At 70.6% G+C, this 13,920-nt stretch carries 13 protein-coding genes and 1 tRNA gene; 6 read left to right on the top strand and 8 right to left on the bottom strand.

Annotated features, from left to right (window positions below; all coding sequences use genetic code 11):
* Positions 1-60 precede the first annotated feature (60 nt).
* Entirely contained in the window at positions 61-912 is an 852-nt protein-coding gene (locus ACIQCS_RS05740; RefSeq protein ID WP_345851041.1) for a methyltransferase domain-containing protein, read from the bottom strand.
* A gap of 42 nt (positions 913-954) precedes the next feature.
* On the opposite strand from ACIQCS_RS05740, the gene ACIQCS_RS05745 reads away from it, so the two are divergent.
* The 5 genes from ACIQCS_RS05745 to ACIQCS_RS05765 all read left to right on the top strand — a co-directional run bounded on the left by ACIQCS_RS05745 (position 955) and on the right by ACIQCS_RS05765 (position 2,916).
* Positions 955-1,701 carry a ComF family protein gene (locus tag ACIQCS_RS05745; protein WP_345852078.1) on the top strand — a complete coding sequence of 249 codons (747 nt, stop codon included), beginning with the start codon at positions 955-957 and terminating at the stop codon, positions 1,699-1,701.
* Between the two features lie 34 nt (positions 1,702-1,735).
* The gene (gene grxC / locus ACIQCS_RS05750; protein ID WP_280278360.1) at positions 1,736-1,993 is read left to right on the top strand and encodes a glutaredoxin 3; all 258 of its coding nucleotides are present in this window, start codon (positions 1,736-1,738) and stop codon (positions 1,991-1,993) included.
* A 15-nt stretch (positions 1,994-2,008) separates the two neighbouring features.
* Entirely contained in the window at positions 2,009-2,479 is a 471-nt protein-coding gene (locus ACIQCS_RS05755) for a DUF1178 family protein (protein WP_345851042.1), read from the top strand.
* Positions 2,480-2,525: 46 nt separating this feature from the next.
* A tRNA-Arg gene (locus tag ACIQCS_RS05760) sits at positions 2,526-2,602 on the top strand.
* 80 nt (positions 2,603-2,682) lie between these two features.
* Positions 2,683-2,916, top strand: a complete 234-nt coding sequence (locus tag ACIQCS_RS05765; protein ID WP_345851044.1) for a hypothetical protein — start codon at positions 2,683-2,685, stop codon at positions 2,914-2,916.
* 355 nt (positions 2,917-3,271) lie between these two features.
* On the opposite strand, the gene ACIQCS_RS05770 is transcribed toward ACIQCS_RS05765, so the two are convergent.
* The 5 genes from ACIQCS_RS05770 to ACIQCS_RS05790 all read right to left on the bottom strand — a co-directional run bounded on the left by ACIQCS_RS05770 (position 3,272) and on the right by ACIQCS_RS05790 (position 10,564).
* The gene (locus ACIQCS_RS05770) at positions 3,272-4,342 is read right to left on the bottom strand and encodes a glycosyltransferase (protein ID WP_345851045.1); all 1,071 of its coding nucleotides are present in this window, start codon (positions 4,340-4,342) and stop codon (positions 3,272-3,274) included.
* Positions 4,339-6,801 (bottom strand): aminotransferase class I/II-fold pyridoxal phosphate-dependent enzyme, encoded by a 2,463-nt coding sequence (locus ACIQCS_RS05775; RefSeq protein ID WP_345851046.1) that lies wholly within the window; start codon positions 6,799-6,801, stop codon positions 4,339-4,341. Before ACIQCS_RS05775 ends, ACIQCS_RS05770 begins: the two co-directional genes overlap by 4 nt.
* A 52-nt stretch (positions 6,802-6,853) precedes the next feature.
* Positions 6,854-7,309 (bottom strand): YaiI/YqxD family protein, encoded by a 456-nt coding sequence (locus ACIQCS_RS05780; protein WP_345851047.1) that lies wholly within the window; start codon positions 7,307-7,309, stop codon positions 6,854-6,856.
* Positions 7,306-9,006 (bottom strand): DEAD/DEAH box helicase, encoded by a 1,701-nt coding sequence (locus ACIQCS_RS05785; protein ID WP_345851048.1) that lies wholly within the window; start codon positions 9,004-9,006, stop codon positions 7,306-7,308. Before ACIQCS_RS05785 ends, ACIQCS_RS05780 begins: the two co-directional genes overlap by 4 nt.
* Before the next feature lie 712 nt (positions 9,007-9,718).
* Positions 9,719-10,564 carry an NAD(P)H-binding protein gene (locus ACIQCS_RS05790; protein WP_345851050.1) on the bottom strand — a complete coding sequence of 282 codons (846 nt, stop codon included), beginning with the start codon at positions 10,562-10,564 and terminating at the stop codon, positions 9,719-9,721.
* 79 nt (positions 10,565-10,643) lie between these two features.
* On the opposite strand from ACIQCS_RS05790, the gene ACIQCS_RS05795 reads away from it, so the two are divergent.
* Positions 10,644-11,036, top strand: coding sequence for a helix-turn-helix domain-containing protein (locus tag ACIQCS_RS05795; protein WP_345851051.1), 393 nt, complete (start codon positions 10,644-10,646; stop codon positions 11,034-11,036).
* 79 nt (positions 11,037-11,115) lie between these two features.
* Here the strand turns inward: ACIQCS_RS05795 and ACIQCS_RS05800 are convergent, their stop codons facing one another.
* The gene (locus ACIQCS_RS05800; protein WP_345851052.1) at positions 11,116-12,486 is read right to left on the bottom strand and encodes a methyl-accepting chemotaxis protein; all 1,371 of its coding nucleotides are present in this window, start codon (positions 12,484-12,486) and stop codon (positions 11,116-11,118) included.
* Positions 12,487-12,742: 256 nt separating this feature from the next.
* Positions 12,743-13,906, bottom strand: a complete 1,164-nt coding sequence (locus tag ACIQCS_RS05805) for an NAD(P)/FAD-dependent oxidoreductase (protein WP_345851053.1) — start codon at positions 13,904-13,906, stop codon at positions 12,743-12,745.
* Between the last annotated feature and the right edge of the window lie 14 nt (positions 13,907-13,920).

A 13,920-nucleotide genomic window follows, 5' to 3' on the forward strand; every position in this document is an offset into this window, starting at 1 on the left:
CTGAAGGACCGAGTCCGGCGTCCGATGGCGCCGGACTCACCTTCCTGCGGAGGCAGTATCTCAGCCCTGCTGCTTCACGCGCAGCGCTTCCGCCAGGCTCGTCGTCGCGCTGCCGCGCCGCGCCGGCCTGGGCTGCGATTCGTCCGGGGCCCAGCCGGTCAGGTAGACGATCTCGAAACGCTCCGCCGTCTTGCCGTCCGGATCGGCGCGTTCCGCAAAGGCCTCTGCGGCCCGGGCCAGCGTGTTGCGAGTGAGGGGCGGCGTGCCGGGCAGCAGGTTGGTCGCCGCCATGCCGCGCAGGTCGCGGAGCAGCGAGACCATGCTGCCATAGCGCACCGTCAGCGTCTCGACGTCCGCCACCGGCAGCGCGAAGCCGGCGCGGGTGAGCAGGTCACCGGCTGCGCGCACGTCGATCTGCGGGTGGAAGCGGGCGACCGGCCGTTCCGCCTCGGCCCTGAGGAAGGCGCCGCGCAGGGTCGCCAGCGTGCCCGCGCCCAGGAACGCGCCCAGGAACAGCCCGTCGGGCCGCAGCGCCCGGCGCGCCAGGGCGAGCGCGCCCGGCACGTCGTTGATCTGGTCGAGCACGCCCGCGCTTACCACCAGGTCGAAGCTGGCCTCGGGAAAGGGGTGGCGATCCTCGTCGGCATGGATGCCGCCGGTCATCGCCGCGAAGCCGGCGCCGGCATCGATCCGGGTGATGCGCGCGCCCGGCAGGTCGAAGCCGCCGCCGAAGCTGCCCAGGTCGAGCACGTCGCCGAACGGGCGCCTCACCGCCGCCAGCCGGTCCTGAATCCCCTCGAGCATGTGCTCGCGCACGAACCCCTCGTAGCGGCGGGCGGCGCGGTCGCGGCGCTTGCGGCGCAGGGCGCGATCGAAGATCTCGGCGGAATCGCTGGGTCCGTTATGGGGCATGGCGCGCTTGTGCGCCGCCGCGCCGCCGGGGACAAGGCGGGCATGGCCCGGTTCGGCGACTATTGCGCATCCCTGCGCCGCATCGCGGATCTCGCGCTGCCGCCGCGTTGCCCGGGCTGCGGCACGATAACGCCGGCGGACCATCGCTTCTGCGCCACTTGCTGGACCAGCCTGCATTTCCTCGGTCCGCCCTGGTGCGCGGCCTGCCATGTGCCTTTCGATCACGACCGGGGTGAGGGCGCGCGTTGCGCCGCCTGCATCGCCGAGCCGCCGCCGCATGACGGGATCCGCGCCGCGGTCGCCTATGGCGAGGTGGCGCGGGCGATCGCGCTCAAGCTCAAATATTCGGGACGGCTCGCCTGCGCCGCCACCATGGCGCGCGCCATGGCCCGGCTGATGCCTGACGAAGCCGAGCTGATCGTGCCGGTGCCGCTCCATCGCTGGCGGCTCTGGTCGCGCGGCTACAACCAGGCCGGGTTGATCGCCGCTTCGCTCGCGCGCGCCCATGGCCTGCCCGCCGCGCCCGATCTGCTGCGCCGGGTAAAGGCCACGCCGGTGCTGCGCGGCCTGGGTCCCCGCGCCCGCGCCAGGGCGGTCGCCGGCGCCTTCGCGCTCGCGCCGGATGCCGGCGCGCGCCTTGCCGGCAGGACGGTGGTGCTGGTCGACGACGTCCATACCAGCGGCGCCACCGCCAATGCCTGTGTGCGGGCGCTCAAGCGCGGCGGCGCGGCGCGCGTGATCCTTCTGTGCTGGGCGCGCGTTCTGGTGGAAGGCGAGGGCGCGGATTGACAAGCGCCCGGCACGACCACAGGTGTATGCCGCAATGCCCAAGATCGAAATCTACACCAAGGCGTTCTGCCCCTATTGCTACCGCGCCAAGGCGCTGCTCGACGGCAAGCACGCGGAATATGAGGAGATCGACATCTCGATGGGCGGCCCACGCCGTGCCGAAATGATCGACCGCGCCCATGGGCGCACCACCGTCCCGCAGATCTTCATCGCCGGCGCGCATATCGGCGGGTCCGACGACCTGGCGGCGCTCGATGCGCGCGGCGGCCTCGATCCGCTGCTCGCCGCCTGACGGGATCGGGCGGCCGTGATCGTCTTCGACCTCAAATGCGGGGCCGGCCATGTCTTCGAGGCCTGGTTCGGGTCGAGCGCGGCCTATGAAGGCCAGCGCGCCGCCGGGCTGGTCGCCTGCCCGATATGCGGCAGCGCGGAGGTGGCCAAGGCGGTGATGGCGCCCAATGTCGGCGCCAAGGGCAATCAGGCGCCGATGCCCGTGCCGGCATCCGCCCCGGCCGGCCGGGGCGAGCCGGCGCTCCCGCCCGAAATGCTCAAGGCCGCCATGGCCGCGCTGGCGGGCGCGCAGGCGAAGCTGCTCGAGGGCTCGCAATGGGTCGGCACCGCCTTTGCCGACCAGGCGCGCGCCATGCATCTGGGCGAGGCGCCCGCCGCGCCGATCCACGGTCAGACGAGCGTGGCCGAGGCGAAGGCGCTGATCGACGAAGGCGTTCCCGTCGCGCCGCTGCCGCTGCCGGTGGTGCCGCCCGAGGCCTGCAATTGACCGGCCGCGCCCGGCCCGATACGACGCGCCTCCGAAACCCATTTGTGCCCCGGTAGCTCAGCAGGACAGAGCAACGGTTTCCTAAACCGCAGGTCGGGAGTTCGAGTCTCTCCCGGGGCACCATCTTTGTTTGCCTCAAGCGCCGGCGCGGGCATCCGCCCGCTTGGCTAGGCGCCTCTAGGTCAAACATGAAGGAGATGGAAATGGCCTCGATCAGTCAAACCGTAGACGCGCTCGCGACGATTGCGATCGAAACGATCAGCGAGCAGGAGCCCGCAAACCTGTATCTGCGCGGGAAGGTACAGCCGATCGAGGCCATGAGCGTCAGCTGGCACGACGACGAAGCCAGCCGGGTTCTTGTGGCGGTGTTGACCAGCAACCAGACCGCCTATTTCGGTGCGGCGGACCTCATCGCGATCGAGACCCCTACCGTTTAACCGGACTGGAGTGCTCCAAAAGCAAGTGTCAAAGACTCCGGAAGCAAATGTCACGCTTCATCCTCGCATCGATCCGGCGCATTGTGCTTGCAATGTTGGATATCGGCTGGCGTTCTTTTTTTGTTCGAAGTGCATCGCTTGAAACATCCGGGGAGGGCTTGGCGTGGCAATCGGATCTCATATCGTCCGCCGACAATATGGCGCCTGTCGGGCTGGCTCGGATCGGGCCCGGCGCGCTGCGGCAACGCGCGTTCGTCGCCGCGCCTGGAATATTCCAACGCGGCGGCCGCCTCGAGGAGGCAATAGCTGCCCCCCGTACCGTAAACTTCGTAAACTTCCGCGCCCCGCGGCCGTCCTACAGCGCCACGCCCAGCCCGCGCCCGATTGCCCGCACCCGGCCGATCAGCGGCGAGATCAGGCGGTCCGGATCCTTGGCGGGCAGGTTCACGCTCTCGGGCAGCACGCCCATCGCTTCGCGCAGCGTCACTGCGCCCTGGCGGAGCGCGGGGCGGGCGACGAGCCACCAGAGCCGGGCATGCTCGCCGTCCACTTCGATCCGCTCCCATGGCGTGAGCGGGGTGCGGGCGACATGGTCGGCATGGAGCGTGGCGAGGATGCGTGAGAGGCGGCTCAGCGTGCCGAGGTCGGACACCGGCTCGCGCGCCATGAAATAGCGCACCACGAGCTCGGCATTGGCCTGCACCGCATCGGGCTCGAACACGCCGGCATAGCGCCCGGCGAGCACGCGTGCGGCGCTGGCGGCCATCATCTCGGCATAGCGCTTCGAGGCGCCGCCGGGATGGCAGCGATAGAGGAGCTGGGCTTGGTCGAGCCGGGCGATCTGCCCGAAGCGGCCGAGCCGGTGATAGAGGTCGAAATCCTCGGCATAGCGCACTTGCGGGCGCTCGAACGGTTCGAGCAGCCGTGCGGCCTCGGCGCGAAACATGACGGTGGACCAGACCAGCGGGTTCTGGGTGAGGAGCAGCCAGTCGATGGTCGCCGGGGTGAGCGGGCGATCGCCGGGCCAGGGCGTGAGGCGGCCGTCTTCGAGCAGCTCGGCTGCGGTGGCGACGAGCACGGTGCCGGGGTTGGCGTCGAGATGGGCGACCTGCGCGGCGAAGCGGCCGGGCTTGCACAGATCGTCCTGGTCGAGGCCGGCGATGTAGCGCCCGCGCGCCGCGGCGAAGGCCTGGTTGCGGGCGAGGACGGGGCCGCCATTGGCCTCGGCATGGAGGACGATGATGCGCGGATCGGTGAGGGTGGCGAGCAGGGTGCGGGTGTCGTCGGTCGAGCAGTCGTCGACGATCACCAGTTCCCAGTCGGTGAAGTCCTGCGCCTGCACGGAGTCGATCGTCGCGCCGATCCAGGCCGCGCCGTTATAGGCGGGCATGATGACCGAGACGGTGGGGGCGGGCAGGCCGTTCATGCGGCGAGGCTCACGCTCTCGCCGAGCAGCTGGTCGACGATCAGCTGGCCGACGTCGTTCTGCCATTGCCACAGGCCGTTGGCCTTGCCCCTGAAGCTCTTCTCGCCACCCAGCCGCCCTTCGGGGACGAAGCCGGCGGCGAGGCCGATGCCATAGGCGCCGGGGATCGGCTGGCCGTCGGCATCGCTGACGCGGCAGAGCTGGTCGGCCAGGCGGGGGCGGCCCGGCGCATGGGCGGCAAGGGCGATGCGCTGGCCCGCGGCATCGAGCAGGGGCAGCGCGTGCGGGCGATAGCCGAGCGCGGCGACGATCAGGTCGGCCTCGGCGAGGATCCGCGCGGCCTCGGCGTCCGGGCCGGCGAGCCGGTGGAGCCGGACGCGCGGATCGGGAGCGCGGCCGCCGATGCGGAGCATGCGCAGCACCAGCTCGCGGGCTTCGAGGCGGAAGCCGGCCAGGCGATAGACGAAGCCCGAGAGCGGGCAGATGTCCTCGGGCCCGAAATCGGTGAAGCCGTCGGCATGGGCAGCCTCGGCATTGGGATACCAGGGGCGGAGCGCCTCGCGGTGGAGCAGGGCCAGGCTCTCGGCGCCGAACGGGATGTCGGATTTGAGGAGGAGGACGGCGGAGGCGATTGCGGAAGTGGAGGCGCCGATGATGGCGATGCGCGGCGCGCGGCTATGGGCGATGCGGGCGTGCAGCCGTTCCATGCCGCCGGTGCGCAGCATGTCGTCGCACAGCATCAGCCGCTCGCCGGCCTGCTGGCCCAGCTGCGCGCCGGCGACCGTGGCGGCGGCGATGTCGCTGGCGGACTGATAGCCGCCGGTGGCGAGGACGATGTTCCGGGAGAGCAATGCGCGCTCCACCCCGGTGGCAATATCGCGGATGCGGGTCTGCCAGAGGCCCGCAGCGGTGCGGCGGCTGTCGAGCACTTCGTGGCCGGTGTGCACGCTGCCGCCGCTCTCGGCCAGGACCGCGCCGACACGCTGGCCCATCGCCTCGAGGAAGGGACGGGTGCGGTGGAGGGGGACGCCGAGCTTGCCGGCATAGCGGGCGATCTCGCGGGCGGCGGGATGGTCGAGCAGCGCGGCGATGCCGGGCTCGGGATTGTCCTTCACCGCGCTGAGGAAGGTCTCGGCGGTACTGTCCGAGGTGATGGCATAGTTGGGCAGCTGGCCGGCGCCCAGGCTCGGCCCCCGCTCGATCACGGCGAGGTCGGCACCGAGTTCGCGCAGCTTGCCCTTCTTGCTCGCCGCGATGAGGAACGCGATGCCGGCCGGCCCGCCGCCGATCAGGACGGTGGAAAGGATCCCGGGCTGCGGGGCGGGGACGACGATGCGCGGCTTGCGGAGCGCGGCATGGAGGGTGCCGCAGATGGTGGCGACATCGGCCTCGGTCATAGCGTCGGTGACCGGAAGCGAGAGCATCCGGGCGGAGAGCTCGTCCGCGACCGGGGTCGGTCCGGTGATGCAGGCCTGGCGGAAATAGGGCTGCTCGCCGATATGCGGGCTGAAATAATGGCCGGAGCCGATGCCATGTTCCGTCAGGCTGGCCGTCACCGCGGCGCGATCGGTGCCGGCGGGGAGCAGCATCGGCATGAACTGGGCCACCTGGCGGGTGGCGTGGCCGTGCTGGAAGGTGACGGTGTCGCCCAGGGCGGCGCGATAGGCGCGGTCGAGCGCGGCGCGGTGCTCGGCGACGGCGTCGATCTCGCCCAGCTTGGCGCGGGCCATCAGCCCGAGCAGTTCGGGCAGCTTGGCGTTGATGCCTTCCTGCGTGGCGGTGCGCGGAGCGCCGAAGCCGAAATTCTGCATGCGGCGCAGCACCTGGATCCGGTCCGGGTCGGCGCTGTAGATCAGCCCGCCCTCGGCGGTCGCGAAGGTCTTGGTGGCGTGCATCGAGAAGACGCAGGCGAAACGCGCCCCGGTGCCGAAGCCGCGGCCGGCGGCGTCGAGGCTGCCCAGCGAGGCGGCGGCATCGATCACGACGCCCACATCGTGGCGATCGGACAGGGCCCGGTAATAGTCGAGGTCGATGGCCGCACCGAACGTGTCATAGGGGACGACCACGGCGACTTCCTCGCCGTATCGGGCAAGCGCTTCTTCCAGCGCCGCGGCGGCAACGGCCCAGTCGCGGCCATCGCTGTCGACCAGGATGGGCGTGAGCCCCGCCCAGATCACGGCATGGGCGGTGGCGGCGAACGTGAAGGCCGGGACCAGCGCGTAGCGGCCCGGGCGGCCGGCGCGCGCCTCGCGGATGGCGAGCAGCAGGCCGAGCGTGGCGTTGGAGACCGCCAGCGCAAAGCCCTCGCCGCCGAACAGCTGCGCCACGGCCCGCCGTTCGAAATCGCGGACGATGGGCCCGCCATTGCTGAAATAGCCGCTCGCCTCCAGCGCGCGCAGCTCTTCACTCATCTCGCTCAGCCGCGGCGGACGCGGTGCAATCAGCGGTAGTTTCAGCATTCCCCGACCCAAGCCCCACTTCAGCAATCGGGGGAGGATAGCTGCACGTCTCCTAAGATTGCGTAAGCCGCTTCAACGAAACCAGCTCGCGATCCAGCGCCTGGAGAAACGCCGAGCGGTCGGCGGGCGAGAAGGGGCGGGGCCCGCCGATCTGGTCGCCGCCGGCCCGCAGATCGGCCATGATCGCCCGGGTCGCGATCGCCGCGCCGATGGAGCTGGTGGTGAACGGCCTGCCGTTCGGGGCCAGCACCTTCGATCCCGCCTTGAGCGCGCGGTCGGCCAGCAGGATGTCGGCGGTGATCACCACCGTCTCCGCACCGGCCTGCCCGGCGATCCAGTCGTCGGCGGCGTCGAAGCCGTCGCTCACCACCTGGCGGCTGACCAGCGGATGCTCGGGCACGCGCAGCCAGCTGTTGCTCACGATCACCACCGGCACCGCGTGCCGCCAGGCGACCTTGTAGACCTCGTCCTTCACCGGGCAGGCATCGGCGTCGACGAGGATCCTCACCGGGGCGCGTGACCCCGGGGCGGCCCCTTGCGATGCGGCTTGGCCTGATAGTTGGGACGGTTCGGGCCGTTGCGCTGCGGCCGGCCGCCCTGCACCGGTCCCTCGGACGGCTCGATGCGGACATCGTCGTCCCCCTCGGCGGAACGGCCCACGGCATTGAGGAACTTGGCCGCGAGCGCGCGGGGGATCTGGAAGGCGGTCTCGTTCGGCCCGATCCGGATCGCGCCCACCTCGGCCTTAGTGATGTGGCCGCGGCGGCAGATCAGCGGCAGGATCCAGCGCGGATCGGCATTCTGGCGGCGGCCGATGTCCATGCGGAACCAGGCGACGTCGTCGAAGCCCGGGCGATGCTGGCCGGCCTGGCGCTCCTCGCGCCGGTCCGAATGGCTGCGGTCGCTGAGCTCCTCGGGCGCGGGCAGCGCGGCGCGGTGGGCGCGCACCAGCGCGGCGGCCAGCTCCTCGGGGCTGCGCTCGGCGAGCAGGCGCTCGGCGATGGCGGCATCCTCCTCGTCGATCTCCACGGGCGCGAGCAGCGCGGTGATCAGCCGCTCGCGGTCCTGCGCGCGGATCGCCTCGGCGCTCGGCACCTCGACCCATTCGACCGGGATGCGCGCGCCCTTGAGCATCATCTCGACGCGGCGGCGGCGCGGATAGGGGACGATGAGCACCGCGGTGCCCTTCTTGCCGGCGCGGCCGGTGCGGCCCGAACGGTGCTGAAGCGTCTCGGCATCGCGCGGCAGCTCGACATGCACCACCAGCGTAAGCGTGGGCAGGTCGATGCCGCGCGCCGCCACGTCGGTGGCGACGCAGACCCGCGCACGCTGGTCGCGCAGCGCCTGGAGCGCGTGGTTGCGCTCGTTCTGGCTGTGCTCGCCCGACAGCGCCACCGCGGCGAAGCCGCGCTCGACCAGGCTGGCATGGAGGTGGCGGACATTGTCGCGCGTCGCGCAGAACAGGATCGCCGTCTCCGCTTCGTGGAAGCGCAGCAGGTTGATCACCGCATGCTCGATGTCGGAGGGGCTGACGGTCATCGCCTGATAGCTGATGTCGCCATGCCCGCGATCCTCGCCGACGGTCGAGATGCGCAGCGCGTCCTTCTGATAGCGCTTGGCGAGCGCCACGATCGGCTTGGGCATGGTCGCCGAGAAGAGCAGGGTGCGGCGGGTCTCCGGCGTGCCGTCGAGGATCGCCTCCAGATCGTCGCGAAAGCCCATGTCGAGCATCTCGTCGGCTTCGTCGAGCACGACCGCGCGCAGCGCCGAGAGGTCGAGCGCCCCGCGCTCGAGGTGATCGCGCAGCCGGCCGGGCGTGCCGACGACGACATGGGCGCCATAGCCCAGCTGGCGGCGTTCCTTGGAAGCGTCCATCCCGCCCACGCAGGTGGCGATGCGCGCACCGGTGGGGCCGTAGAGCCAGATCAGCTCACGGCTCACCTGGAGCGCCAGCTCGCGGGTGGGGGCGATGATCAGCGCATGCGGCTCGCGGGTCGGCTCGATGCGGCCGTCCTCTCCGAGCAGCTCGGGATGCATGGCGAGGCCGAAGGCCACGGTCTTGCCCGATCCCGTCTGGGCGGAGACGATGAGGTCGCGGCCCGCGGCCTCGGGAGCGATGACGGCGGCCTGGACGGCCGTGGGCGCGGCATAACCACGCGCTGCGAGCGCTTCGGCGAGAAGCGCGGGGAGATCGGCAAATGACATGAGATTCCGCACATGGGCTCGCCGGGCCCGCATCGCAAGGGAAAAGAGGGTTGATCGCCGGTGGCGTCGCTTTGTGTCGTTCAACCGAGGGGTTGAGCAACTAAATGGCGGATCCGCCCGGATTTTCGTTGTGGCGCGTGAACCCCTCGCGGCGGAAATGTTGAATCCCTTGATACACGCGCGCCGGTGCGGGGCAGGAACAGGGGGGCTGGAGTCGGGTTGGTGACGCATCTTCGAGGATAGACCGGAAGATCTCCTACATTGCCAGTCCTTGCGGGCCAGTCCTTGCGGGATTGCCCGGCCTTGCGGGCTCTCCCTTCCCGGAGGGGGCGGGAGGGCGTTGGCATTTGCCCCGCCGGGACAAGTACCCCTCCGTCATCCCCGCGCAGGCGGGGATCCAGGGCCAAAAGCGGGGCAGGCGCAGCAGCCCCCGCCCTCTCCGGAAAGCGTTCGCGCGATTGCTTCCATCGTCCCGGGCTTCCCTGGATCCCCGCCTGCGCGGGGATGACGACGGAGGGAGGCGGGGATGACGACAGAGGGAAGCGGGGATGACGGCTATGGGGAACTACTTGTCTCAAGGGGATAGGTGCCGAGGGCATTCCGTGCCGCATATTTCGGATATCCGCCGCCCCGGCCGCTTGCCGCGGCGGCGGACCATATGGCGCCTTTGCGGCGCCTTCGCTCCGGATGTCGATCCGGCCGGGAAGGGCGGTCAGCCGATCAATGCCCGCACACCGTCCGCCAGGCCGGTGGTGGGCCGGCCGATCAGCTGCGAGAGCCGGTGGCCGTCGTCGAACAGCGCGCCGCTCGCAATGTCGATGTCCCAGGCGGCGAGCAGGTCGGCGAAGGGAACGGGGACGCCCGCGCCGGCGAGCGCCGCGGCATAATCGGCCTGGGGGAGGTTCCGATAGGGAATGTCGCGGCCGGTCTGGCGCGATATCTCGGCGGCAAGCCCGGCGAGCGTGAAGGCGGTGTCGCCGGCCAGCTCATAGGTCTTGCCGTCATGGCCGGTGCCGAGCAGCACGGCGACTGCGGCGTCGGCATAGTCCGCGCGGCTCGCGGCGGCGATGCGGCCTCCCCCGGCGGCACCGATCAGCGCGCCATGCGCCAGCGCGCCCTGCACCGCGGCGGCATAGTTTTCGAGATACCAGCCGTTGCGCAGGAAGATGTGCGGAATGCCGGAGGCGGCGATCACCCGCTCGGTCTCGGCATGCTCGATGCCCAGGCTCAGCGGCGTCGTGTCGGCACGCAACAGGCTGGTATAGACGATGCGGCCGACGCCGGCTTCCCGGGCGGCTGCGACGATCGCGGCGTGCTGCGGTCCACGCTTGCCCACTTCGCTGGACGAGATGAGCAGCAGCGTGTCGATGCCGGCAAGCGCCGGGGCCAGGGCATCCGGGCGATCATAGTCGAAGGCGCGGGCCGCGATGCCGAGATCGGCGGCCTTTTCCGGGGTGCGGGCGAGCGCGACGATCTCGCGGGCGGGCAGCTTCTCCTTGAGCTTCCCGACGACGAGGCGGCCGAGCTGGCCGGTGGCTCCGGTGATGGCGATGGTCATGGATCCGTTCCTTCCTTGGGGACGGGCATCCAGATATGGGGGTTGCTTACTTATCGTAAGTACGTACATAAATGTAAGCATGGAAAAACCTGTCGAGCCCTTTTCGGCCCGCGTGCGGCGCGGTGACCTGATGTCGCCCGATTGCCCCTCGCGCGAGGTGCTGCGGCACATCACCAGCCAATGGGGCGTGCTGATCCTGATCGCGCTGGAAGGCGGCACGCATCGCTTCAGCGAACTGCGCCGCAAGGTGGGCGGCGTGAGCGAGCGGATGCTGGCGCAGACGCTGCAATGGCTGGAGGGCGACGGGCTGGTCGATCGCGTCGCCTATCCGGTGGTGCCGCCGCATGTGGAGTACAGCCTGACGCCGATGGGGCGCGAGGCGGCGGCGCAGGTGCGCGGCCTGGCCGACTGGATCGAGGCGAGCATGCCCCGGATCGCGCAGCGGCGCGCGGCGCGGCTGGCGGCGGAATAGCCGCTGCGGCCGATCGAGGGGCGACGGGTGGATCTCGCCGCCGGGCGAGGGCGCCGGTGCGGGCGCCCTCGCTGCTGGATCAGAAGCTCGCCCAGTCATTGGCGAGCGCTGCCGGTGCCGGCCTGGCGGGCAGGCCGCCGGTGCGCGGCTTCGGCTGCGTCCGCGCGCGCGGGGCCAGGCTTGCGCGTGGCGGAGCGCCGACGTCGAACTTCGCCGCCTGCTCGCCGAGCGCGGCGACTTCGCCGTTGAGGTTGCGCGCGGCCGCCGAGGTCTCCTCGACCATCGCGGCATTCTGCTGGGTGCCGCGGTCCATATCGCCGATCGCGGTGCTGATCTGGGTGATCGCCGCCGCCTGGGCCTGATTGTCGCCGGCCATCTGGCCGAGCAGCGCATGGACCTCGCCCACATCGCCCGAGATGTCGGCCAGCGCATCATCGACCTTGCGGACCATCCCGACGGCGGTGCCGATATCGGCCTGGGTGGCGGTGAGTTGCTCGCGGGCACGGCCCGCTTCCTCTTCGGCCCGCATCGCCAGGGCGGAAACCAGGTCGGCGACGACCGCGAAGCCGCGCCCCGCCTCGCCGGCGCGGCCCGCTTCCACCGCCGCGTTCATGGCGAGGACGCGCGTCTGGAACGCGATCTTGTCGAGTCCCTCGATCACGCTGTCGATGCCCTTGGCGCTGTCGCTGACGCGAGTCATCGCCTGTACCGCCTCGTCGGCGATTCCGCGACCGCCGGCCACGGTGGCGATGGCGTCGTCGGCGCGCGTGACGGTACGGCCGGCGGCTTCGGCGGTGGCCTTGAGGCGCAGATCCATCTGGGTGACTGCGGCCGAAGTCTGCTCCAGGCTGGCGGCATTGGCCTCGGTGCGGCGAGCGAGGTCTTCTGCGGCCTGGGCGATTTCGCTGGAGCCGGTCTGGATCGTCGAGGCGCTCTCCGTCACCGCGCCGATCAGCCCGCGCAAGGCGACGAGCGCGCCGTTGAAGTTGGCCTTGAGCTCGGCATAGCCTCTGGGGAAGCCCTCGCCGATCTCGGCGGTGAGGTCGCCATGGGTGAGGCGCGCGAGACTGGCGCCGAGATGGGTGACCGCGACCGATTGTTCCTCGGCCTGGCGGGCCTGCTCGACTGCGTTGTCGCGGAAGATCAGCATCGCCTTGGTCATGCGGCCGACGCAATCCCGATAGTCGCCGAACTGGATCGGGCTGGCGAGGTCGCCGGCGGCGAGCGCTTCCATGCGGACCACGGTGGTGACATAGGGATCGGCGATCGCGGCACGATAGCGCACGCATTGGATCGCGGCGCCGCCGATCAGCAGCGCGACGATCGGCACCGCCACCAGGAGAGGCGCTACGAAGGCGACGAGCGCGACCAGCACCATGACGCCGATCAGCGAGCCGAAGGCGATGTAGAGCTTGAGACGGATAGGCGCGATGGCCTGGAACCAGTGCATCGTGAATCCTCCTGGGCGGCCTCCGGAAGATACAGCCCGGAAAGCCAGTTGCCGGCCCGGCCCCGCGGGAAGCGCGACCGGACAAGCCCTTTGTAGGAGACACATGGCGGAAACATTATTTTATCTGTGAAATTCGATTTGAGGAATGCCGTAGCATTTCCGACATATCCGATGGGATCATGCGTTCCGGGCGGGCCATGGGGAAGAATCATGCCCGCATGGCGGCTGCGATGGCGTTTATGCCGGCGCTGGGACCCTAAAGCGCGAGCCCCGCGGCACGGCCGCTCGCCCAGGCCCATTGGAAATTATAGCCGCCGAGCCAGCCGGTGACGTCCACCGCCTCGCCGATCGCGTAGAGGCCGGGCAGCTTGCGCGCTGCCATCGTCTGCGAGCTGAGTTCGGCGGTGCTGATCCCGCCCAGCGTGACTTCGGCTTTCGCAAAGCCTTCGGTGCCGCTGGGAGCGAAGCGCCAGTCGGTGAGGCGGCGGGCGGCATCCTCGAGCTTGCGGTCGGGCGTGTTGGCGAGCTCGGCGGGCAAGGCGAGCTTCTCCGCCAGCGCATCGGCCAGGCGGGCGGGCAGCGCCTCGCCGAGCAGCTTGCGCAGCATCACCCGGGGGCGCGCGCGCTTGGCGGCGAGCAGCCAGCCGGGTTCGGCATCGGGCAGGAAGTCGATGCCGATGCTCTCGCCGTGGCGCCAATAGCTCGAGACCTGGAGGATGGCGGGCCCGGACAGGCCGCGATGGGTGAACAGCGCGGCTTCGCGGAAGCGCGCCTTGCCGGCGCTGGCGGTGACGGTGGTGGAGACGCCCGAAAGCTCGCGGAACAGCGCTTCCTCGCCGCTCAGCGTGAGCGGGACGAGGGCGGGGCGGGGCTCGACGACCTTGAGGCCGAAGCGGCGGGCGAAGTCATAGGCGAAGCCGGTCGCCCCCAGCTTGGGGATGGACGGGCCTCCGGTGGCGAGCACCAGCGCGGGTGCGGTGGCGACGCGCTTCCCGCAAGCGACGTGCCAGCGGGCATCGGCATGCTCGACCCGCGGCGCGTCGCCCAACCAGATCTCCACCTGGCCGCGCGCGCATTCGTCGAGCAGCATGTCGACGATCTGGCGCGCGGAGCCGTCGCAGAAGAGCTGGCCCAGCGTCTTCTCGTGCCAGGCGATATGGTGCCGCTCGACCAGGTCGAGAAAGTCCTGCGCGGTGTAGCGGCCGAGCGCGGACTTCATGAAATGCGGGTTCTGCGAGAGGTAGCGATCGGGCGTGGTGCCGATATTGGTGAAGTTGCAGCGGCCGCCGCCGGAGATCAGGATCTTCTTGCCGGGTGCGTCGGCGTGGTCGACGAGGAGCACGCGCCTGCCCCGCTGGCCGGCGGTGAGCGCGCACATGAGCCCCGCGGCGCCGGCTCCCAGGATGATCGCATCGTACATCGCGGGGCCCCCTA

This window comes from Sphingomonas sp. NPDC092440 (assembly GCF_044754985.1).
Taxonomy (GTDB): domain Bacteria; phylum Pseudomonadota; class Alphaproteobacteria; order Sphingomonadales; family Sphingomonadaceae; genus Sphingomonas.